General features: G+C 64.3%; 17 protein-coding genes and 1 pseudogene. 12 read left to right on the top strand and 6 right to left on the bottom strand.

Translation table 11 applies throughout. The features are described 5' to 3' along the window. The first annotated feature begins 415 nt into the window (after window positions 1-415). Window positions 416-1,882, top strand: a complete 1,467-nt coding sequence (locus PLD_RS15395) for a sodium:alanine symporter family protein (protein WP_256674646.1) — start codon at window positions 416-418, stop codon at window positions 1,880-1,882. 98 nt (window positions 1,883-1,980) lie between these two features. Beyond that, complete coding sequence (locus tag PLD_RS15390; protein WP_159894129.1) at window positions 1,981-2,982, top strand: asparaginase; 1,002 nt, start codon at window positions 1,981-1,983, stop codon at window positions 2,980-2,982. Window positions 2,983-3,054: 72 nt separating this feature from the next. Here the strand turns inward: PLD_RS15390 and PLD_RS15385 are convergent, their stop codons facing one another. Then, entirely contained in the window at window positions 3,055-3,600 is a 546-nt protein-coding gene (locus PLD_RS15385) for a hypothetical protein (protein ID WP_159894127.1), read from the bottom strand. 198 nt (window positions 3,601-3,798) lie between these two features. Here PLD_RS15385 and PLD_RS15380 point away from each other — a divergent pair, with 198 nt between their 5' ends. From PLD_RS15380 to PLD_RS15360, 5 genes are all read left to right on the top strand, one after another. Continuing rightward, window positions 3,799-4,791, top strand: a complete 993-nt coding sequence (locus PLD_RS15380) for an AraC family transcriptional regulator (protein ID WP_159894124.1) — start codon at window positions 3,799-3,801, stop codon at window positions 4,789-4,791. Between the two features lie 243 nt (window positions 4,792-5,034). Next, the gene (locus PLD_RS15375; RefSeq protein WP_371929039.1) at window positions 5,035-6,954 is read left to right on the top strand and encodes an ankyrin repeat domain-containing protein; all 1,920 of its coding nucleotides are present in this window, start codon (window positions 5,035-5,037) and stop codon (window positions 6,952-6,954) included. Window positions 6,955-7,054: 100 nt separating this feature from the next. After that, window positions 7,055-8,977 carry an ankyrin repeat domain-containing protein gene (locus PLD_RS15370; RefSeq protein ID WP_159894122.1) on the top strand — a complete coding sequence of 641 codons (1,923 nt, stop codon included), beginning with the start codon at window positions 7,055-7,057 and terminating at the stop codon, window positions 8,975-8,977. A 163-nt stretch (window positions 8,978-9,140) separates the two neighbouring features. Continuing rightward, window positions 9,141-10,172 (top strand): histone deacetylase family protein, encoded by a 1,032-nt coding sequence (locus tag PLD_RS15365; protein ID WP_159894120.1) that lies wholly within the window; start codon window positions 9,141-9,143, stop codon window positions 10,170-10,172. 12 nt (window positions 10,173-10,184) lie between these two features. Beyond that, complete coding sequence (locus PLD_RS15360; RefSeq protein ID WP_159894118.1) at window positions 10,185-11,285, top strand: polyamine ABC transporter substrate-binding protein; 1,101 nt, start codon at window positions 10,185-10,187, stop codon at window positions 11,283-11,285. Between the two features lie 127 nt (window positions 11,286-11,412). On the opposite strand, the gene PLD_RS15355 is transcribed toward PLD_RS15360, so the two are convergent. Both PLD_RS15355 and PLD_RS15350 read right to left on the bottom strand, forming a co-directional pair. After that, window positions 11,413-12,624 carry a YeeE/YedE family protein gene (locus PLD_RS15355; RefSeq protein ID WP_159894116.1) on the bottom strand — a complete coding sequence of 404 codons (1,212 nt, stop codon included), beginning with the start codon at window positions 12,622-12,624 and terminating at the stop codon, window positions 11,413-11,415. Window positions 12,625-12,664: 40 nt separating this feature from the next. Then, window positions 12,665-14,215, bottom strand: coding sequence for a PLP-dependent aminotransferase family protein (locus PLD_RS15350; protein ID WP_159894114.1), 1,551 nt, complete (start codon window positions 14,213-14,215; stop codon window positions 12,665-12,667). 104 nt (window positions 14,216-14,319) lie between these two features. Here PLD_RS15350 and PLD_RS15345 point away from each other — a divergent pair, with 104 nt between their 5' ends. The 3 genes from PLD_RS15345 to PLD_RS15335 are packed head-to-tail and all read left to right on the top strand — an operon-like array spanning window position 14,320 to window position 16,127. Next, window positions 14,320-14,943: an FMN-binding negative transcriptional regulator gene (locus tag PLD_RS15345; protein WP_159894112.1), complete on the top strand. Its 624-nt coding sequence runs from the start codon at window positions 14,320-14,322 to the stop codon at window positions 14,941-14,943. Window positions 14,944-14,989: 46 nt separating this feature from the next. Beyond that, window positions 14,990-15,436, top strand: coding sequence for a GNAT family N-acetyltransferase (locus tag PLD_RS15340; protein ID WP_159894110.1), 447 nt, complete (start codon window positions 14,990-14,992; stop codon window positions 15,434-15,436). A 19-nt stretch (window positions 15,437-15,455) separates the two neighbouring features. Then, a complete protein-coding gene (locus tag PLD_RS15335; RefSeq protein ID WP_159894108.1) occupies window positions 15,456-16,127 on the top strand; it encodes a GNAT family N-acetyltransferase in 672 nt (223 codons plus the stop codon). 184 nt (window positions 16,128-16,311) lie between these two features. Here PLD_RS15335 and PLD_RS15330 read toward each other — a convergent pair whose 3' ends face one another. Beyond that, a complete protein-coding gene (locus tag PLD_RS15330; RefSeq protein WP_159894106.1) occupies window positions 16,312-17,211 on the bottom strand; it encodes a homocysteine S-methyltransferase family protein in 900 nt (299 codons plus the stop codon). Between the two features lie 109 nt (window positions 17,212-17,320). On the opposite strand from PLD_RS15330, the gene PLD_RS15325 reads away from it, so the two are divergent. Together PLD_RS15325 and PLD_RS15320 are read left to right on the top strand one after the other, a co-directional pair. Continuing rightward, a complete protein-coding gene (locus PLD_RS15325) occupies window positions 17,321-18,142 on the top strand; it encodes an ABC transporter substrate-binding protein (protein WP_159894104.1) in 822 nt (273 codons plus the stop codon). After that, window positions 18,139-18,975, top strand: coding sequence for an amino acid ABC transporter permease (locus PLD_RS15320; RefSeq protein ID WP_159894102.1), 837 nt, complete (start codon window positions 18,139-18,141; stop codon window positions 18,973-18,975). The genes PLD_RS15325 and PLD_RS15320 overlap by 4 nt, the downstream gene beginning before the upstream one ends. An 87-nt stretch (window positions 18,976-19,062) precedes the next feature. On the opposite strand, the pseudogene PLD_RS15315 reads toward PLD_RS15320, so the two are convergent. Together PLD_RS15315 and PLD_RS15310 are read right to left on the bottom strand one after the other, a co-directional pair. Continuing rightward, window positions 19,063-19,329 (bottom strand): annotated as a pseudogene (locus tag PLD_RS15315) (helix-turn-helix domain-containing protein); the annotation flags it as partial. Further along, a complete protein-coding gene (locus PLD_RS15310; RefSeq protein WP_159898154.1) occupies window positions 19,326-20,600 on the bottom strand; it encodes a type II toxin-antitoxin system HipA family toxin in 1,275 nt (424 codons plus the stop codon). The pseudogene PLD_RS15315 and the gene PLD_RS15310, both read right to left, overlap by 4 nt. Window positions 20,601-20,849 lie beyond the last annotated feature (249 nt).

The raw sequence follows: 20,849 nt of genomic DNA, 5'->3' as shown, positions 1-20,849 counted from the left end.
GCTTGCCGGCGAACAGGACCTCAAGACGGGCACCGCTCAAACGGCCCCCTTCGCTGGCAAGTCAGCTCCCACGGCTGGCAGAGGATTGCACGGGCCCTTGAAGCCCCTGCTGACGGGGTTTGCCGGGCTCAACAAGAACCGATTCAGCCCCCGCGCCGCATTGCCGTTCCTCGGCTCGACACGCAACATGCAGACGGCGAGCCCGCGCACCGGTATAGTGCGCCCCCTCTTCACGTGGGCAGCCGTCGGTAACGAGGCTCAAACCCACGGGAAACCCGAACTAATAACAACCCGCGAATAGAGAACCGGGACGAACACTCGCCCCACCGCCCTGCCGTGCGTGCAATCAGCGGTGTAACAGAATGTTTCTGTCTGTTCTGATTTTGCCTACACAAAAAATAGCGAGGAATAATCCATGCTCGAAGTCATCAACGACTTCCTCTCAGGGAAAGTGCTGATCGCGCTCATCGTCGGGCTCGGCGGCTACTTCACGATCCGCTCGCGTTTCGTTCAATTGCGCCACTTCTTCCATATGTTCGCGGTGTTTCGCGACAGCCTGAAAAGCAGCGCCGGCCAGCTCAGTTCGTTCCAGGCGCTGATGCTCAGCCTCGCCGGCCGGGTCGGCGCGGGCAACATCGCAGGCGTCGGTATCGCCGTGACCCTGGGTGGCCCGGGCGCCGTGTTCTGGATGTGGGTGACCGCCCTGGTGGGCATGTCCAGCAGCTTCTTCGAGTGCTCCCTTGGCCAGCTCTACAAGCGCTGCGACTCCAAGGGCCAGTACCGCGGCGGCCCGTCCTATTACATCCAGCACGGCCTGCAGAAACGCTGGCTGGGCATGATCATGGCCTTTCTGCTGCTGGTGACCTTCGGTTTCGCCTTCAACGGCCTGCAAGCCCACGCCGTGACCCACTCGCTGAACAATGCCTTCGGCTTCGACACCACCTACACCGGTCTGGCCCTGGCCGTGCTGCTGGGCCTGGTGTTCATCGGTGGGATCAAACGCATCGCGGCGATCGCCGACCTGCTGGTGCCGGTCAAAACCCTGATCTACATCGCCGTCACGCTGTACGTGATCGTGCTGCAGTTCGACCAGGTGCCGGCCATGCTGGCGACCATCGTCAAGAGCGCCTTCGGTCTTGACCAGGCCTTTGGCGGCTTGATCGGCAGCGCGATCGTCATGGGTATCAAGCGTGGCGTGTTCGCCAACGAAGCCGGCCTTGGCAGTGCACCGAACGTGGCCGCCGTGGCCCAGGTCGAGCACCCGGTGGCACAAGGCGTGGTTCAAGCGTTCAGCGTGTTCCTCGACACCTTCGTGATCTGCACCTGCACCGCGCTGCTGATCCTGCTGTCGGGTTTCTACACCCCGGGCTTCGAAGGTGACGGCATCGCCCTGACCCAGAACTCCCTGGCGGCGGTCGTCGGTGAATGGGGGCGGATGTTCATCTCGGTCGCCCTGGCCCTGTTTGTGTTCACCTCGATCCTCTACAACTACTACCTGGGCGAGAGCAACCTGCGCTTTTTACTGGGTGAAAGACGCGATGCGCTGATCGCCTACCGCGCCCTGGTGCTGGTGTTGATCTTCTGGGGCGCCATCGAGAACCTCAGTACCGTGTTCGCCTTCGCCGACATCACCATGACCATGCTGGCGTTCGTCAACCTGATCGCCCTGTTCCTGCTGTTCAAGGTCGGCATGCGTATTCTCAAGGACTACGACGACCAGCGCGCCGCCGGCATCAAGACCCCGGTGTTCGACTCCAGCAAGTTCGCCGACCTGGACCTGGACGCCAAAGCCTGGCCTGCCAACCCGCAGATCCCGGCGCCTACCCCCACCCAGACCGAGGCGCAAGGCATTGCCGCCCAGGCCAGCCCAGCGCAACGCTGAGTGCTGAAAATCGGGCGACGCCCTGTCGCCCGACGTGACACCGCGCGTGGCCGCAGGCAAGCTTGCGGCCCACGCTGCCATTGCTCAGGAGACGCTCAATGAACCCTGCAATTTTCCCCGCCGCGCAACAGGTCATGGTGCTCTACACCGGTGGCACCATCGGCATGCAGGCCAGCGCCGACGGCCTGGCCCCGGCGTCCGGTTTCGAGGCGCGGATGCGCGCTCACCTCGACAGCCAGCCCGGGCTGGCGGTGCCGACGTGGCGCTTTCGCGAGATGGCGCCACTGATCGACAGCGCCAACATGACCCCCGACTACTGGCAGCGCCTGTGTGCAGCGGTGGTCGAGGCCGTGGACCAGGGTTGCGACGGCGTGCTGATCCTTCACGGCACCGACACCCTGGCCTACAGCGCCGCCGCCATGAGCTTCCAGCTGCTGGGCCTGCCGGCGCCCGTGGTTTTCACCGGCTCGATGCTGCCGGCCGGCGTACCCGACAGCGACGCCTGGGAAAACCTCAGCGGCGCCCTGTTGGCCCTGGGCCAGGGCCTGGCCCCGGGGGTGCACCTGTACTTCCACGGCGAGCTGTTGGCGCCGACCCGCTGCGCGAAAATCCGCAGTTTCGGCCGCCACCCGTTTGCCGCCCTGCAACGCAATGGCGGCGGCGCAAAGGCCGAAGCGATTCCGTCGGCGCTGAACTACCGCCAGGCCAAGCAACTGGCCAAGGTCGGCGTGCTGCCGCTGTTCCCCGGCATCGGCGCCGAGCTGCTGGACGGCGTGCTCGACAGCGGCATCCAGGCCCTGGTGCTGGAATGCTTCGGCAGCGGCACCGGGCCCAGCGACAACCCGGCGTTCCTCGCCAGTCTCAAGCGTGCCCATGAACGCGGGATCGTGGTGGTAGCCGTGACTCAGTGCCATGAAGGCGGGGTGGAGCTGGACATCTACGAAGCCGGCAGCCGCCTGCGCGGCGTGGGTGTGCTGTCCGCTGGCGGCATGACTCGCGAAGCAGCGTTCGGCAAGCTCAATGCGCTGCTCGGTGCCGGGCTGGAAAGCGCCGAAGTGCGGCGCCTGGTCGAACTCGATCTGTGTGGCGAGCTGAGCTGAAACTCACGCTAGGGAGCCGGCAGCTACTGCGGTAGCCGCCGGCTCGACGGCGAGCAGAGGGTGGCGGTCAGGTTACTTTTTGACCGAGTAATCCTGGCCCCAGACCCGCACCGAACTCGAGCTCTCGATCGGTCCTTCAAACACGAATTTCTGCCGCACTGCCGCCTTGGCCGGGATGGTGACTTCGTCCGGGTTGTCGAGGCTGACCGTCAGGTTGTTGGCGTAACCGTCCTGGTCGATCGCCAGCAGGGCGCCGGTCTGCTTGAGGTTGATCAGTCGCAACTGGCTGTCGCTGCTGTTCTTGAAGCCCAGGGTGACGTTGAAGCTGTCGCCGACGGCTTCGGTCTTCAACACCTGAACGTCGACGCGGCCTTTCATTTGCTCACGGGAGGAAATGATCGAGGCACCGTCGACGCCTTGCGCCGATTGGCGACCATCGAGCACACCTTCGCTGACGCCGCCCAAGAGGTTCTTGCCTGCCGAAATGGCGGACGAGACGGCTGACTTGGCAGAGTCCTTGAGGGTGCTTTCGCTGCCTGGTTCAGCCTCGGCCAGGCACAGCGAACTCAGGAGCAAGCCGGACACCAAAAGCAGGGAACGCGCAGGAGTGAGGGTCATACATAATCCTTTATCGGGGGAGCTACACCGCCACCTCAGGCGGTGAATGGCAGGCAGGTTGCACCAATCAAAGCGCCAAGTCACTAGCTACACAACACTCGGAATGCCCCATGCAGCGGGCCGGCAAAGCGCAGGTCTGAGCGCGGGCGGCATGCAAATTGCTCCTGTCCCCGGTCTTTCCCAGGCTGGAATCTGCGCATGCTGCACTCGCACCTCACCACCCTCAACGCCGTTTCCCTGGTGCTCAACACCTTCAAGGAACAGGGCCAGGACAGTGAAGCGCTGTTGGCCGGCAGCGGCATCAACCCCGCCGACTTGAGCCGCGCCGACACCCGCATCACCACCAACCAGGAGATGCTGGTGTGCGCCAACGCCGTGGCCCTGCAACAGGACATCGGCCTGGAACTGGGCCGGCGCATGCACGTGTCCTCCTACGGCATGCTCGGTTATGCGCTGCTCACCAGTGCCACCTTAGGTGACGCTTTGCGCCTAGCCATGCGCTATCCGGCGCTGTTGGGAACACTTTTCGAACTCAGCCTGGAAGCCGACGGCTCGCGCATCTGGTTCACCGCCGCCGGCTACCGCGAAAGCCCGGCCCTGGCGGCGTTCAACACCGAGTTCTGCCTGGTGTCGCTGAAGGTCATCTGCGACGACTTGCTGGGCCACCCCCTGCCGCTGCTGGGGGCGCGCTTCGATTACCCGGCACCGGACTATCAACCACGCTACCGCGAAGCCTTCGAATGCCCGCTGCAGTTCAACGCCCGCAGCAACGCCTTCGCCTTCGACCAGCAATGGCTCGAACAACCCCTGCCCCTGGCGGACGCCATCACCCACCAGGCCATGGCCGAGCGTTGCCGCAAACAAAACATCGAGTTCACCGGACGCCAGGCCTGGCTCGGGCGCATCCGCCAGTTGCTGGCGGCACAACTGGATGCCGCACCAGGGCTTGAAGGGCTGGCGCAACAGATGAACTGCTCGGCCAGGACGTTGCGCCGCCATCTGCGCGACCTGGGTTGCAGCTATCAGGAGCTGCTGGACGAGTTGCGCTTCGAGCAGGCCAAACAAATGCTCTGCGAAGACCAGATGCCCATCTACCGGATTGCCGAGGCCCTGGGCTTCAGCGAAACCGCAAGCTTTCGCCACGCCTTTATCCGCTGGAGCGGTGTGGCGCCGAGCCAGTTCCGCCCCTGAGACAACCCCCGGCATAAACAGGCTGTGTGAAAACCTCGCGTGTGAAGGCAAGACAAGGCGAAAACAAGCGAGCAACGGCCGGGGTCGCGTTCGACTTTAGGGACCTGAATAAGCATTCCGATCGGACTCGCGCACGAGCCTGTTTTTACCGCGGCATTGCCAAACGCAGTCGTTTTCACACAACCTGCAAAGCTGCCGATTGCATTACATTACCGACCTTTCTACCGGCAAGGGACTGCAAGCTTGAACCTAATCACAGGCGCCATCGCCCGGCGCATCGGCATTCGCGGGCTGTGTCTGGCACTGCTGCTGGCGGGCAGCCCCGTTGCCCAGGCCTTTGACCTGTCGAAGATCCGCTGGTGGGAGATGCAGAGCGACATCCTCCTGGACGACCCGGAAACCGCCACCCTGCAACTCGAGCCCTTTCCCCTGCCCGGGCTGGCCCAGCCCCCGGCCCGAGTGATCCTCAGCCAATACCACGGCCTGTTCTACCTCAACGGCTATGCGGATGGGCAGTACCGGCAGCGGGTCTACAAGTCGCCACCCATGGCACTGTTCAACGCCCAGGCACTACAGGCCTGCGCGCCCGAACAACGACCCGTTGGGGTCACGGACAACTGGCCGCCGAGCAAGCTGCTGGAAACCGCCCTGAGCCTGACCAAGCTGAGTTTCGACTGCCAGAGCCCAGGCTGGGAGTTGAGCAATCGCTACCTGCTGGTGGACAGCCGCGATCCCCAGCGGCCGTTGCTGGCCATCGGTCAGCGCCAGGGCGAGTCACGGATCGACTTCACCCCGCAGCAACCGATCAGCCCCGAACTGCAGCAGCAATGGCTGCAAGCCCTGCACAAATACCCGAAGCTGCTGGAACCCTTTGACCCCAGCAGCGGCCAGCTGCGCGTCAAGCCCTATGCGCCGCCGCCCGGCGCGGAGCAGGTCTGGACCGAATTTCGCCAGCTGCACGCGCAATTGCGCGATGCCAAGGACAAGGCCCCGGGCATCGCCCGGGTGGAAGAGTTCTTCAGCCGTCATGACTTTCGCGCCATCGCCCCCGAGCGCAGTACCTACCCGGGCCTGCTCAACGACATCGCCTATTGGGCCACCGAGGCCGGCCAGTTGCAGAGCGCCCGCCCCTGGCTGGCCTACGTGCTGCGGCGCGACCCCGGGCGCATGCCGACCTACCTCAATCTGGCGGACCTGGACTGGCGCCTGTATCAGCAGCAGCCCGCGGACACCCGGCACCGCGGCCGAGCCATGGAAAACTATCGGCGGTACTGCGGGCTGCGCCTGCAACGCCAGCTCGGGGTCCCCGCCAGGGTCACCCAGCGCCTGGGCCTCAAAGCCCCCAGCGAACCGGCCTGCCAAAGCGCCTGGCCGCTGGTGACGGCGGTGGACCAAGGTGACGCGGGCGAAGTCCGGCGTCTGCTGCAGAGCGGCCTGAGCGGCGACGTCATCGCCGCCGATGGGCGCCCGGCGCTGTTGCACGCGCTGGATAAACCCGACCTGGACATCGCCCGGCTGTTGCTGGCCCATGGCGCCCGCCCCCAGGGTCAGTACAACGGCCGCACCCTGGGGGTCCTGGCCATGCGCCGCGACCTCAAGGACAACCCCGACCTGAACCGGGCCAAGCGCCTCAACTTCCTGCTGCAGGCCGGCGCCGCCATTGATGAACAGGATGCCCAGGGCGGCACCGCCCTCCAGGAAATGGCCAAGGAGCGCGACGACATCGAGCGCTTCAACTGGCTGTTGCAGCATCCACAAGACCTCGACAAGCGCAGCGGGCCGGATGGCGTGACCGCGCTGTTCCTGGCGCTCAAGGGCGGCAACTACGCCGCGGCCCGGCAACTGGTGGAGGCCGGGGCCAACCTCAACCTGAGCTACGGCCGCAGTTTTTGCGCCAAACAGCCGATTCGTGAAAGCCTGCTGATGATCGTGGCCGAGCAGGGCTCGCCCGAGGTCATCAATCCCTGGGTCAGCCAGCAAGAGAGCCTGGACATGTTCACCCTGCTGCTAAAACGTGGCGCCGACCCCAACGTGGGCCGCTACTGCAACAACAACGGCTACACCTGGCTGCTGGAGATCATGGCCCGGCGCAAGCGCGACGACCTGCTCCAAGTGCTGCACGGCTTTGCGCCGCCACCGCCGACGACGGCGTTTCGCCTTTGAGGCGTGGCGCCGAGCCCGCAGCGCCCCTGAAACAAAGCCCGGCACAACGACGCTGATTGCATTACATTGCCGAGCTTTCTACCGGCAAGGGACTGCACACGTGAACCTATTCACCGCCATCACCCGCCACATCGGCATTCGCGGGCTTGGCCTGGCGCTGGCACTGCTGGCTGGCGCACCCGCCGCCCAGGCCTTCGACCTGGACCTGGGCGCGATCAAATGGTCGGGAATGTCCCGCTACATCGTCCTCGACTACCCGGAAACCGCCACCCTGCAGATCAAGCCGTTCCCCCTGCCAGGCTTGACGCAAGTGCCGGCGCGGATTGTCCTGAGCCAGTACCGCGGGCTGTTCTACCTCAACGGCTATCAGGACCTGAAGTACCAGCAGCGGGTCTACAAGTCGCCCCCCCTGGCTCTGTTTAGCCCCGAAGCGCTGCGAGCCTGCGTGGCCCCGGACAATCCGGTGCGGGTCACCGACAACTGGCCCACAAGCAATACCCTGGACACTGGCATCAGCCTGACGCCCCTGGACTTCGACTGCTCGGTGCCCGCCGATTGGCAACTCAGCCGACGCTACCTGCTGATCGACCAGCGCGATCCTCAGCACCCGCTGCTGGCGATCAGTCATCGCCGGGACCTGACCCAGCTGGAGTTCACCCCGCTGCAACCCATCAGCGAGGAAACCGGGCAGCAATGGTTGCAGGCCCTGCAGACATTCCCAGCGTGGTTCCGGCCCTTCACCCGAGGCAGCGGGCCGATCACCCTCAACCCCTATGTGCCCACTCAGGCCCCGGACCCGGACAGTGTCTGGAAGCAGTTTCGCGCGCTGCACGAGCAACTGCGCAGCGCCAAGGACAAGAAACCGGGGATCCGCCAGGTAGAGGACTTCTTCGCCGTCCATGACTTTCGCAGCATCGCCACTGACCGCCGGGCGTACGCCGGCCTGCTCAACGACATCGCCTACTGGACCAGCGAAGCCGGGCAGCTGAGAACCGCCCGCCCCTGGCTCAAGGAAGTGTTGCGCCGCAACCCCGGGCGCATGCCGACCTACCTCAACCTGGCGGACCTGGACTGGGCGCTCTACCAACAGCGCCCCCTGGACAACATCCACCAGGGCCGGGCCCTCGAGGGTTACCGGGTGTATTGCGGCCTGCGCCTGCAACGCCAGATGAGCATCGCGCCCCGGGTCCTGCAGCGCCTGGGCCTGAACGCTGCCAACCCCCAGGCCTGCCAGGCCTTCTGGCCGCTGGTGGCCGCGGTGGATGCCGGCGACCTGGCCGAAGTGCAGCGCCTGCTGGCCAGTGGCATCAGCGGCGAGGTCATGGCCGACGATGGCCGCAGCGCCCTATTGCACGCCCTGGACGCACCGCACCTGGACATCGCCCGGCTGCTGCTGGAGCACGGCGCCCACACCCGCGGCCTGTACAACTGGACCACCCTGGCGACCCTGGCCATGCGCCGCGATCTGGGCGACAGCCCCGACCTGAGCCAGGGCGGGCGCCTGAAATTCCTCATCGACGCCGGCGTTGCCATCGACGAGCCCGACAGCCAGGGCGTGACACCGCTGATGCAGATGGCCGAGAACAAGCGCAGCCTGCAAGGCTTCACCTGGCTGCTGCAATTCCCGCAAAACCTCGACCGGCGCCGAACCGACGATGGTGAAACCGCGCTGTACCGGGCGTTTTCGGGCAACAACTACGTGGCCGTGCGACAACTGATAGCCGCTGGCGCCAACCTCAACCTGAGCTACGGCCGCAGCACCTGTTACAACCAGCCCGTTGGCGAGAGCCTGCTGACCCTGGTGGCCGACAAGACCTCCGCCGACAACAAGGCGCCCTACGTCAGCCAGCAGGACACCCTGGAGCTGTTCACCCTGCTGCTGGAAAAGGGCGCCGATCCGAATGTCGGCCAGCGCTGCGAGAAAAAGGGCTACACCCTGTTGCTGGAAGCCATCGCCCGGAAAAAACGCGAAGACATGCTCAAGGTGCTGCAGCGCTTCGTTCCCGCCCCGCCCGCCGGCTGAACCCCGTAGCGCCCCGCAATGGGGCGCCACGCCTCTTTAAGGGGCGAATTTCGGTCAAACACTTTGGCCAGATAAATCCCCTTTTGGCCGCTCCTGCCGTTCTCCGAAACCCCGCGCCCCGCAAGACTGTGATCCACCGAATCAGCCTACGGAGAACAAGAAAATGCTGACGATCTACTCGGACGATCACCACCTGCACCACGGCCGTTGTGAACTCATCGACGGGCAATTGATGCCCTGCTTTGAAATGCCTTCCCGGGCCGATCACGTGCTGGATCGGGTGAAGTACCGCAACCTTGGCCCGGTAGAGGCCCCCAGGGACTTCGGCCTGGGGCCCATCGAACGCATCCACAGCCGCGCCTACCTGGACTTCTTCAAGGGCGCCTGGGAGCGCTGGGCGGCACAGGGGATCGACGGCGACCTGCTGCCCTACACCTGGCCGGCGCGCACCCTGCGCAGCGTGATTCCCACCAGCCTCCATGGCCAGCTCGGCTACTACAGCTTCGATGGCGGCGCGCCGATCACCGCCGGCACCTGGCAAGCCGCCTACAGCGCGGCGCAAGTGGCGTTGACCGCCCAGGCGCATATCCAGAATGGCGCCCACAGTGCCTTCGCCCTGTGCCGTCCACCGGGACACCACGCCGCCAGCGACCTGATGGGCGGCTACTGCTACTTGAACAACGCCGCCATCGCCGCCCAGGCCTTTCTCGACCAGGGCCACAAGAACGTCGCCATCCTCGACGTCGACTATCACCACGGCAACGGCACCCAATCGATTTTCTATGAGCGCCGCGACGTGCTCTTCACCTCGATCCACGGCCACCCGGAAGCCGAGTTTCCGTTCTTCCTGGGGTATGCCGACGAATGCGGTGAAGGCGCCGGGGAAGGCTTCAACTTCAACTACCCACTGGCCGCCGGCAGCGGCTGGGACGTGTGGAGCGCTGCGCTGGACGATGCCTGCAACCAGATCCTCTGCTACAGCCCCGACATCATCGTGGTGTCCCTGGGCGTCGACACCTTCAAGGACGATCCGATCTCCCAGTTCAAACTCGACAGCCCGGACTACCTGGCCATGGGCGAGCGTATCGCAGCCCTCGGCAAGCCGACGCTGTTTGTCATGGAAGGCGGTTACGCGGTAGAAGAAATCGGCATCAACGCCGTGAACGTTCTCGAAGGTTTTCAAAGCGCCCAGTGAGGGACTCGCCTGATGAAAAGACTCCAACGTGTTATCGCTCCGGCGCTGTGCGCCACCTTGCTGGGCAGCGCCGCCCATGCCGAGGAACGCACCCTGCGGGTGTACAACTGGTTCGACTACATCACCCCCAAGGCCCTGGAAGACTTCAAGGCCCAGAACCGCGAAGTGAAGCTGGTCTACGACATCTTCGACACCAACGAAGCCCTGGAAGCCAAGCTGCTCACCGGTAACTCCGGGTATGACGTGGTGGTGCCGTCCAACGTGTTCCTGGCCAAGCAGATCGAGGCCGGGGTGTTCCAGCCCCTGGACCGCAGCAAGCTGCCCAACTGGAACCACCTGGACCCCAAGCTGATGAAGCTGATCGAGGCCAACGACCCGGGCAACAAATTCGCCGTGCCCTACATGTACGGCACCATCCTGATCGGCTTCAACCCGGACAAGGTCAAGGCCGCCCTCGGCGACAAGGCCCCGGTGGACAGCTGGGACCTGATCTTCAAGGAAGAGAACATCAGCAAGCTCAAGCAGTGCGGCGTGGCCCTGCTGGACTCGCCGTCGGAAATCCTGCCCCTGGCCCTGCAGCACCAGGGCCTGGACCCCAACAGCAAGAAGCCGGCGGATTACGAGAAAGCTGAAGCGCTGCTGATGAAGATCCGGCCGTACATCACCTACTTCCATTCATCCAAGTACATGGCCGACATCGCCAACGGCGACATCTGCGTGGCCGTGGGTTACTCGGGAAGCTTCTCCCAGGCCGCCAACCGCGCCAAGGAAGCCAAGAACGGCGTGAGCGTGGACATGCGCTTGCCCAAGGAAGGCGCGCCGATCTGGTTCGACATGCTGGCAATCCCCAAGGGCGCGAAGAACCCGCAAGATGCCTACACCTTCATCAACTACTTGTTGCAGCCCCAGGTGATTGCCCCAATCAGCGACTTTGTCGGCTACCCCAACCCGAACAAGGACGCCACCGAGCGGGTGGACCCGGCGATCCGCAATAACCCCAACCTCTACCCCACCCAGGCGGCCATGGGCACCCTGTATACGCTGCAACCCCTGCCACGGGCCGCCGAACGCGCCAGGACCCGGGCCTGGACCAAGATCAAGTCCGGCACCTGATGCCCCCACCGGGAACCGCCCCAACGGCTCCCGGACCCGCTTGCGGCACGTGAGCCCGCGCCCTTGGCCACAAGACACTCAGTGCAACAGCCGCCAACGGACCATTGACCGCTCAGTCGATACCCGGTCAGCAACCGCTGAGGCCTTGGGGGGTGCGTTCTTCGGCAAAGAACCAGGGCCGCAGGCGCACCCCCACGCCATTGCCGATGAACGCCGCCACCAGCCAAAGCCACCCGTGCAGGCTGCCAGAGGCGATGCCGCTGAAGTAGGCGCCGATGTTGCAGCCATAGGCCAGGCGCGAGCCATAACCCAGCATCAGGCCACCGATCACCGCCGCCACCAGCGAGCGCGGGGGAATCTTCAGGCTCGGTGCGAAACGCCCCGCCAGTCCCGCCGCCAGCAACGCCCCCAAGACGATGCCGATATCCATGACGCTGGTGATGTCCTGCCACACCGGCGCTGCCAGGGCCTTGGCATTGGACGCGCTCTGCCAGAACAGCCAACTGCTCACGTCCACCCCCAACCCACTGGCGACTTTCGCGCCCCACAAGGCAAACGCCGAGGTGACGCCCCACGGCCGACCGGCCAGGGCCAGCGTGGCGAAGTTCAGCAGAGCCAGGGCCAACGCGCCCCAGATCAACGGCCAAGGACCGCGCAGCATGCGTCGCCAGCCCTGATGCGAGTGGCTCACGGGCGCTTCGAGCGCGCCGTAACGCCGCTTTTCCAGGGTCAAGGTGAGCAAGGCGATCAGCGCGAACAGGCACAAACTCAACCCCAGGGCCGGGCCCACGCCGAAGCTCTGGACGATGGAAATCGGTGGCAGCGACGGCAGGGCGAACCACCAGTCGACATGATGAGTGGCAATCAGCGAACCGCAGATAAAGAACGTCAGGGTCACCAGCATCCGCGCATTGCCGCCGCCCACCGTGAACAAAGTCCCCGAGGCGCAGCCACCACCCAGTTGCATGCCGATACCGAAGATGAAGGCGCCGAAGATCACCGAAACACCCGCCGGCGCCACCAGCCCCACCACAGGCTGACCAAACAGGCTGCCAGCGCCCAGCGCCGGGAAGAACAACAGCACCGCCAAGGCCAGCATGACCATCTGCGCCCGCAGGCCGGCGCCACGCCGATCACGAATAAACACCCGCCAGGCCGAGGTGAAACCAAACGCCGCGTGATAGAGAGTCAGCCCCAGGGCGGCGCCCAACAGCAACAGCAGCACCTGCCGCGCGCCCATCTGGGTCTGCAGGAACAAGGCGCCGGCCACCAATAGCAGGAAAGCCAGCACAGGCGCACCGAACGAACGTTGCGGCGCGGCGCGAAGGGTCTGGGTCATGACAATACTCGGACAGGGAAATGGCCGCGAGTATACCCGGTCAAACCTGCCAGGCCTGACGCAGACGGCTCAGAGCAGACTCGATAGCCGCCTCGGGCACGGCGGCAAAGCCCAACACCAGCCCGGCTCGCCGATCCTCGGGCACGCTGGTTTGCGGCAGCCAGTAGCCGCTCAATCCCGTGATTTCAACATCGACAGCGGCCGCCTGGGCCAGCAACGCCTGTTCCCGGGCCAGGCTGTCCACCGCCACGCTCAGATGCAGCCCCGCCGCCACCCCAGGCAGCGGCCCGACCCCGTCGATTGCCGGCGGCCAGCCGGCCAACAACCTATTGCGTCGACTCAGGGCTGCCCGCCGCATGCGCCGGATGTGCCGCTGGAAGTGCCCAGCGGCCATGAACTCGGCCATCACCGCCTGAGTACTGACCTCGGAATGACGCACGTCCACCGCCCGGCGCTGGGCAAAGGCCTGCACCAGATGTGGCGGCAGCACCAGATAGCCCAGACGCAACGCCGGAAACGCCACCTTGCCGAAGGTGCCGACATAGATCACCCGCCCCTGCTGATCCAGGGCCGCCAGGGGCGCCAGCGGGGCGCCGCTATAGCGGTACTCGCCGTCGTAGTCGTCCTCGACGATCCAGCCCTGGCTGCGCTCAGCCCAGGCCAGCAGCTCCAGGCGTCGGGCCAGACTCATGGTGACCCCGGTGGGGTACTGGTGCGACGGCGTGACATAGGCCAAACGGCAATGCTCCAGTTGCTCCAACTGACGACAGTCGAGACCCTCCTGGTCCACCGCCACGCCGTGCAATCGCGCACCGGCCACGGCGAAGGCATGACCGGCCGCGCGATAACCGGGGTTTTCCACCGCTACGGTGTCGCCGGGCTCCACCAGCAACTGTGCACAAAGGCTGATGCCCTGTTGCGCGCCACTGGTGATCACAATTTGTTCAGCGCTGCAGGCCAGCCCCCGGGCACTGCGCAGGTAAGCGGCAATCATGCTGCGCAAGCGCGGATCGCCGGCAGAGTCGCCATAGCACAGCTGACGCAAGTCCGGCCTGCGCCAGAAGGCCGCATTCAGCTTGGCCCAGACCTCAAACGGAAACAGATCGAACGCCGGTACGCCCACTCGGAACGCCCGCGGTGGACCGCTGGGCGGGGTGCTCAAATGATGCTTTTGCAAGCGCTGCACGGCGCTGCTGTGGATAACTTTACTGGATGCAATCCCAGGTATAGCGGACGAATTTGTGGATAAACCTGTGGGTAAGGCTGTTGAAAACCCTGTGGATACTTTTGTGGATAGTTTTTTGGACGGGCGTCGGGTTTCGGGTAACTGAGCCACATAGGTGCCATCGCCGACCCGGCCTTCGATAAACCCCTCGGCGTACAACTGGTCGTAGGCGCGAACCACGCTGTTGCGGGAAATTCCCAGGGCGGCGGCCAGATCACGACTGGCCGGCAGGCGCGTACCACTGGCCAGGCGCCCATCCAGCACCCGCAGCCGCAAGGCCTGATACAACTGGCGACTGAGCCCCTGGCGGCGGTCCAGCTCGATGCCCGCGGGGTTGAAAGACAGCGGAGGCAAAGCACTGTTCATCGCGGTGTACCCCGTGAATTGGCCCCATGAAATAGGTCGATAATGGCTCTTACAACAGACCATTAGCCTGCCTAGGATGACGCCTCTCGCCAAGGATTTTTTCCATGTACCAACCTCGCGCTTTCATCGATGAAGACCTCCCTCGCCTGCATGGGGTGATCCAGGACTGCCGCCTGGCGACCCTGGTGACCTGGGGCGCCCTGGGCTTGCAGGCCAGTCACCTGCCGCTGCTGCTGGACCCCGGGCAAGGTGCCAATGGCACGCTCTATGGGCACCTGGCCAAGGCCAATCCGCAGTGCGCGGAGCTGGCCTGCGGCGCCGAGGCGTTGGTGATTTTCACCGGCGAGGATGCCTACGTCAGTCCATCGTTCTACCCGAGCAAAAATGCGCACGGCAAAGTGGTGCCCACCTGGAACTATGTGGCAGTGCACGCCTATGGCCAGCCCGATGTATTCACCGACCCGCAGCGCCTGTTGAACGTGGTCGAAGGCCTGACCCAGCGTCACGAAGCCGGACGCCCCCAGCCGTGGAACGTGACTGACGCCCCGGCCGACTACCTCGACGGCATGCTACGGGCGATTGTCGGCTTTGCCCTGCCGATCCACCGCCTGGAAGGCAAGCGCAAACTCAGTCAGAACCGCAACGCCGAGGATATCGCCGGGGTGCGTGAGGGGCTGGCGGCCAGCGCCGACCTGCGCGACCAGCAATTGTCCCGGCTGATGGGTTAGGTTTTCCTACAGAACGTTATTCGTACAGAACAATAAAGGAACCTTCATGAGCCAGATCCAGATCCGCCCCGTTACCGCCGCCGACCACGGCGCCTGGCTGCCCCTGTGGCAGGCCTACCTGCGCTTCTACGAAACCGAACTGGCGGACGCCGTGACCCAGAGCACCTGGCAGCGTTTTCTCGACCCCAGCGAACCGACCCACGCCGCCCTGGCCTGGGACGGCAAGCGCGCCGTGGGCCTGGTGCATTTCATCTACCACCGCTCCAACTGGAGCATCGAGAATGCCTGCTACCTGCAAGACCTGCTGGTGACTCCGGACCTGCGCGGTACCGGTGTCGGCCGTCAGCTGATCGAGTTCGTCTACGCCCGGGCGAAACAGGACGGCTGCGCCAAGGTGCACTGGCTGACCCACGAAACCAATGCCACGGCCATCCAGTTGTATGAACGCATTGCCGAGCGTCCGGGCTTTATCCAGTTCCGCAAACCCCTCTGAACCCTCAAGGAGCCACTGCATGTCGATTTCTCTCGCCGATTGGAAAGGCGTTCCCGCCCCTTCGGCCACCCTGCTTGAAGGGCGCTTCATCCGCTTGGAAAGGCTCGACCCGGCGCGCCATGGCGATGAGCTGTTCCAGGTGCTGCAAGGCCCCGGTGCCGACCCCGTGCTGTGGAACTACCTGCCTTACGGCCCCTTCCCCGAGCGCCCGGCGTTCGATGCCTGGCTCGGCAATCACGCCCTTGCCAGTGATCCGTATTTCTTCACCGTGATCGACCGCGCCAGTGGCCAGGCCCAGGGCCTCATCAGCCTGATGTCCATCGTCCCGGCCCAGGGCCGCATCGAGATCGGCCACGTCACCTTCGGCGCGCCGATGCAGCGCTCGCCCAAAAGCACCGAGGCGGTGTACCTGCTGGCCAGGGAAGCCTTCACCCTGGGCTACCGGCGACTGGAATGGAAGTGCAACAACGCCAATGCCCGCTCGCGCTATGCCGCCGAGCGTTTGGGCTTCAGCTTCGAGGGGGTGTTTCGCCAGCACATGGTGGCCAAGGGACAGAACCGCGATACCGCGTGGTTCTCGATCCTGGACGGGGAATGGCCGGTGATTGCCAAGGGGTTCGAACAATGGCTCAGCGATGAGAACCAGAGCGGCGCGGGGCAGCTCAAGTCGCTGGCGGAGTGTCGCGGGTAACCGTGGTTTTCGCCGGCAAGCCGGCGCCTACAAGGGGGCGGTGAACCCGGCCTGGTAGAAGACCTGTAGCCGCTGCCGCAGGCTGCGATCGAGCCAGGCGGCACTCCGACGCAGTGGGCGCCGCCGTTGAAGGCCGCGGAAGGTCCTGCGGACCTTGGCGCAGCCTGCGCCAGCGGCTACAGGGTCAGCCCAGCTTCTGCGCCAGCACCGCAATATGCTCAGGCCCGATGCCGCAGCAACCGCCCACATGGCTGGCACCGCGCCGCTGCCAGTCCGTCACCCATTGCAGGTAGCCCGGCGGGTCGAGGTCCTCACGCAGCGGGCACAGGCCGTCGTTGGCGGTGGCGTCCTCGGGCTGCGGCGGGAAGGCGTTGGCGTACACCCCGATGTTGATCGACGCGCCCAGGCGCTCAAAGGTTTCACGGGCCGCATCCACCGCCGCACCAATCACTTCCGGCTGGCTGCAGTTGAACAGCAGGGTCTGCACGCCCAGTTGCGCCGCCACCGCCGCCGCGTCAGTCACCGGCTCGCCGGAACGCAGGCGCGGTACTTCATCGACGTCTTCATCCTTCAGGGTGAAGGACAGCCAGAACGGCTTGCCGTCCTTGGGCAAGCCGGCGTGAATCGCCCGCGCCTCGATGATCGAGCTTTGGGTCTCCGCCAGCCACAGGTCGACAAAGGGCGCCAGGCCCTGAACCAGCGGGCTCAGGAGCTCCTCGACCCGGGACGCATCGAACAGGTCGGGGCGATAGGAACCAAACAGTGGCGGCAACGAGCCCGCCACCCGCACCGGCTTGCCCGAGGCTTGCACGGCGCGGCGTGCCAGTTCGCCAGCCAGCGCCGCCAGGGCTTGGCCTTCAGCGGCAAAACGCGCTTCACCGATATGAAACGGCACCACCGCGTAGCTGTTGCTGGTGATCACGTCGGCACCGCTGTCGATATAGGCCGCGTGCACCGCTTCCACCGCTTGCGGCGCTTCGCTCAGAGCCAGCGCCGACCACTCAGGCTGCCGGAACGGCGCCCCGCGACGTTGCAGTTCACGCCCCATACCGCCGTCCAGAATTACCGTATTGCCTGCGCCCATATGCTTTTTACTCATATGCTTATGAAAATAACTCACTATCAGAGTCGTTCTTATAACTATTAAATACGCACCATTCCGTTAATAACAACTTTTTTCAGTCAGGATTGCGATGACATTCAAACCGCTGCTAGCCCTCGGCCTGACCCTTCTGGCTGCCTCTTCCCAGGCTTTCGCCGGTGCCACTCTGGAACGTATCGAACAGAAAAAAGAGCTGGTGGGGGTGCTGATGGAAAGCTACCCGCCCTTCTCCTTCCTCAATGAGCAGAACCAGCTGGACGGCTTCGACGTCGATGTGGCCAAAGCCGTGGCCGACAAGCTCGGGGTCAAGCTGCGCCTGGAAACCCCGTCCTGGGACGTGATCGCCGCCGGACGCTGGGCCGGTCGCTACGACATCTGCATCTGCTCCATGACCCCGAGCAAGGCCCGCGCCGAGGTGTTCGACTTTCCGGTGCAGTACTACGCTTCGCCGGCGGTGATCGTGGTCAATGCCAAGGATGATCGTATCCACAACGCCAAGGACCTGAGCGACAAGAAGGTCGGCCTCACCGCCGCCTCCAGCTACGAGAGCTACCTGAACAAGAGCCTGGTGATCGAAGGCGCTGAAGACAACCAGCTGCAATACCCCTTCGAGAATGTGCAGATCGCCCCCTACGACACCGACAACGTGGCCTTCCAGGACTTGGGCCTGGGCCCGGGCGTGCGCCTGGATGCGATCCTCACCAACCTGGTCACCGCTCAGCCCCGGCTGACCCAGGACGCGCGCTTCAAGCTGGCCGGCGAACCGCTGTACGCCGAACCTAACTCGGTGGCCATCGAGAAAGGCGATGCCCAGTGGAATGCCAAGGTGCGTGAGGTCTTCGCCCAACTGAAGCAGGACGGCACCCTGAGCCAGCTCTCGCAGAAATGGATCGGCGCCGACATCAGCCAATGACTGCTTACACGCCACCGCCGCAGCCACCGCAACCGGTGGCTGAACCGCTGCTCAAGCGCCTGCTGGGCTTTCGCACCCGCCTGTACCTGACCTGGGCGGCGCTGCTGGGTCTGTTCACCAGCTTTTTCCTGAGCTTCGACCTGAAGTTCTCGATCATCCTCGACAAACTGCCGAACCTGCTGGGCCTGCACCTGTCCCCCAGCGGCTTTCTCCAGGGCGCGGCGCTGACCCTGTTCCTCTGCGCCTGCTCCATCGTCGCCTCGTCGCTGCTGGGCTTTGTCACCGCCCTGGCGCGACTCTCGTCCAGCGCCGTGGCCTTCGGCATCGCCAGCTTCTACGCCTCGTTCTTTCGCGGCACGCCGCTGCTGATCCAGATCCTGCTGATCTACCTCGGCCTGCCGCAATTGGGGCTGGTGCCCGGCGCCATCACCGCCGGGATCATCGCCCTGTCGCTGAACTATGGCGCCTACCTCAGCGAGATTTTCCGTGCCGGCATCCTCGGCGTACCCCACGGCCAACGCCAGGCGGCCCTGGCCCTGGGCATGAGCGACAGCGTGATCTTCTGGCAGGTGACCCTGCCCCAGGCCATGCGCACCATCATCCCACCGGCCACCAACCAGTTCATCTCAATGCTCAAGGACTCGTCGCTGATCTCGGTGATGGGCGTCTGGGAAGTGATGTTCCTGGCCCAGTCCTACGGCCGCTCCAGCTATCGCTACATCGAAATGCTCAGCACCGCGGCGCTGATCTACTGGCTGCTGTCCATCGGCCTGGAACTGATCCAGGCCCGGATGGAAAAACACTACGGCAAGGGCTACGCCAAGCGCGGCTGAGGCTCAGTTGAGTGCCGAAGGCCCGGGGATTCCCGGGCCCTTTTCCAGACGCTGTGGATCATTGAGCAGCGAACGGGCGCGGCTGGTCTTGTGCACCTTCACCACCCCCATCTGCAAACCGAAAGGCTTGAACACCGCGTTCAATGACTTGAGGGTCGGGTTGCCGTCTCCGTGTTCAATGTGGATCAGGGTGCGCAGGGAGATCCGGCACATGCGGGCGAACTGACTCTGATGCAGCCCCGTGACGTCAGTGCGCAGGCGCCTGACGGCATCGCCAATCGGCAAGCGACCGGCTGCCATTTCCTGCTGGACGCTGTCGATCAGCGCACCGCGTTCTTCCAGCGTCATCGTCATCGCAATCCCCACTCTTGCAGGCGTCGGTCCAGGTGGCGCAGATGAATGCGCGGATGATTCAGCGTGGCTTCGGGCAGGCCCCCGGCACTCAACAGGTCCGACAGGGCCCGCAGTTGTTCGGCATCTTCGCGCAAGCGGGTGAAGGCCGCCTCGGGATCAAGCAGCGGCTTGAGGCTGGCGCACACCAGGCGCCAGTCGACTTCGCCGGCCACTTCCATGCGTCCGGGCCATTTGAGGGTCCGGGTAATGCCTTGCTCATCCATGACGGTGGGCGCCAGGTCGTAGATAGGCGCCAGTTGCACCCCATCGTCGCTGCGGATGATCGCGATGTTGCGCCCATGGTTGCCTGAGTTGCCGAGGATTTTGTTGAGCAGGTCCCGTCGCAGATAATCCGCCACCAGCTCGGGAATCTGCGACTCCTGGCCGGTGATTCGCCATAGTTCGGCGAGTATCCCCAGGACCTCGGTGTGGCGCATGCCTTGGCTCTGGCCCACCAGCCCGGCCAGTGAATAGATCGACTCCACCGCTAGCCGCTCAACGCCTGCCCCCGTCACGCGACGGTCAAAACGCTGCATCCACAGGCTCGGCCGGCGCCCCTCTTCCAGGGCCAGTCCAGAAGCCGGCAACGTCTCGATCCCCAACTGTTGCAGCGCCCGGTAATAGTGGAACTCGCTCCGGAGGATGTCGCAGTCATTTGGCAAAGCCCCGTTGCGAGGGAACTTCACCCACCAGTGACGCGCCGCCGAAGGGTCATCGAGCAGCGCATCGGGGTACAACAAGCCCTCGCGGTTTTCGGTCAACAACAGCTTGGGCACTGCGTCGCCAATGCTCGCCGTGCCACCAAAAGCCGCCGCCTGCTCATGGGCGTATTCAAGAAAATGGTTATCCAGGGTCGCCACCTGATCCCGGGTGAAACCCAGGACCGGACGCCGATGCAACCCCGCCAGAGACTCCTTGATCCGCAGATGGCCAATGGGCGCCGCGGTGCTTCGGGCCAGGAGGAACAACTCACTGCCCATGTCATCGGGCCGCTCATGGCCGATCTGCCGGAGCAAAAAACTGCGCGTCGCCGGCGTGGCGACCAGGTCATAAAGAAAGGCCGGAGCCCGGTCTTCTCGCCAGGGCTCCCACCCCAAGGGTATCTGGGCACTGACCGCACGGCTCAGCGGGCTGGCAACAGCATCCAGGTTGTCCACCAGATACTGCGGCACATAACCAAAGCTGCAAGGGCTGGCAAAGCCCGCTTCGGGGTTGTCGAAACTCAGGGTCATGGCATCGCTCCACGCCCCTGCGCCGTAGAGCTGCAACGTCAGCCGGAGCATTGGGGTACCTGTAATTTGCTGCATTTCAATAGAGGTTCCGCCTCAATCATCTGTGCATTATGTTGCAGTTATTCTAAGTCTCCGAATCAATAAGTGCATTTAAATACATTTCAATAAACTATTCGCTGCAAAAAATGCATTAAACGACACTTCTAAAAAAGCAAAAAAAGGGGAGCCGTAGCTCCCCCGAGGTAAACA

Source organism: Pseudomonas sp. LD120, assembly GCF_009861525.1.
GTDB lineage: Bacteria > Pseudomonadota > Gammaproteobacteria > Pseudomonadales > Pseudomonadaceae > Aquipseudomonas.
This window is presented reverse-complemented; position numbering and strand designations above follow the sequence as displayed.

What these genes read in the sequence shown, in the direction of transcription:
- PLD_RS15395 (WP_256674646.1), top strand. Translation starts at nt 416, where the DNA reads ATGCTCGAAGTCATCAACGACTTCCTCTCAGGGAAAGTGCTGATCGCG.
- PLD_RS15390 (WP_159894129.1), top strand. Translation starts at nt 1,981, where the DNA reads ATGAACCCTGCAATTTTCCCCGCCGCGCAACAGGTCATGGTGCTCTAC.
- PLD_RS15385 (WP_159894127.1), bottom strand. Translation starts at nt 3,600, where the DNA reads ATGACCCTCACTCCTGCGCGTTCCCTGCTTTTGGTGTCCGGCTTGCTC.
- PLD_RS15380 (WP_159894124.1), top strand. Translation starts at nt 3,799, where the DNA reads ATGCTGCACTCGCACCTCACCACCCTCAACGCCGTTTCCCTGGTGCTC.
- PLD_RS15365 (WP_159894120.1), top strand. Translation starts at nt 9,141, where the DNA reads ATGCTGACGATCTACTCGGACGATCACCACCTGCACCACGGCCGTTGT.
- PLD_RS15360 (WP_159894118.1), top strand. Translation starts at nt 10,185, where the DNA reads ATGAAAAGACTCCAACGTGTTATCGCTCCGGCGCTGTGCGCCACCTTG.
- PLD_RS15355 (WP_159894116.1), bottom strand. Translation starts at nt 12,624, where the DNA reads ATGACCCAGACCCTTCGCGCCGCGCCGCAACGTTCGTTCGGTGCGCCT.
- PLD_RS15350 (WP_159894114.1), bottom strand. Translation starts at nt 14,215, where the DNA reads ATGAACAGTGCTTTGCCTCCGCTGTCTTTCAACCCCGCGGGCATCGAG.
- PLD_RS15345 (WP_159894112.1), top strand. Translation starts at nt 14,320, where the DNA reads ATGTACCAACCTCGCGCTTTCATCGATGAAGACCTCCCTCGCCTGCAT.
- PLD_RS15340 (WP_159894110.1), top strand. Translation starts at nt 14,990, where the DNA reads ATGAGCCAGATCCAGATCCGCCCCGTTACCGCCGCCGACCACGGCGCC.
- PLD_RS15335 (WP_159894108.1), top strand. Translation starts at nt 15,456, where the DNA reads ATGTCGATTTCTCTCGCCGATTGGAAAGGCGTTCCCGCCCCTTCGGCC.
- PLD_RS15330 (WP_159894106.1), bottom strand. Translation starts at nt 17,211, where the DNA reads ATGGGCGCAGGCAATACGGTAATTCTGGACGGCGGTATGGGGCGTGAA.
- PLD_RS15325 (WP_159894104.1), top strand. Translation starts at nt 17,321, where the DNA reads ATGACATTCAAACCGCTGCTAGCCCTCGGCCTGACCCTTCTGGCTGCC.
- PLD_RS15320 (WP_159894102.1), top strand. Translation starts at nt 18,139, where the DNA reads ATGACTGCTTACACGCCACCGCCGCAGCCACCGCAACCGGTGGCTGAA.
- PLD_RS15310 (WP_159898154.1), bottom strand. Translation starts at nt 20,600, where the DNA reads ATGACCCTGAGTTTCGACAACCCCGAAGCGGGCTTTGCCAGCCCTTGC.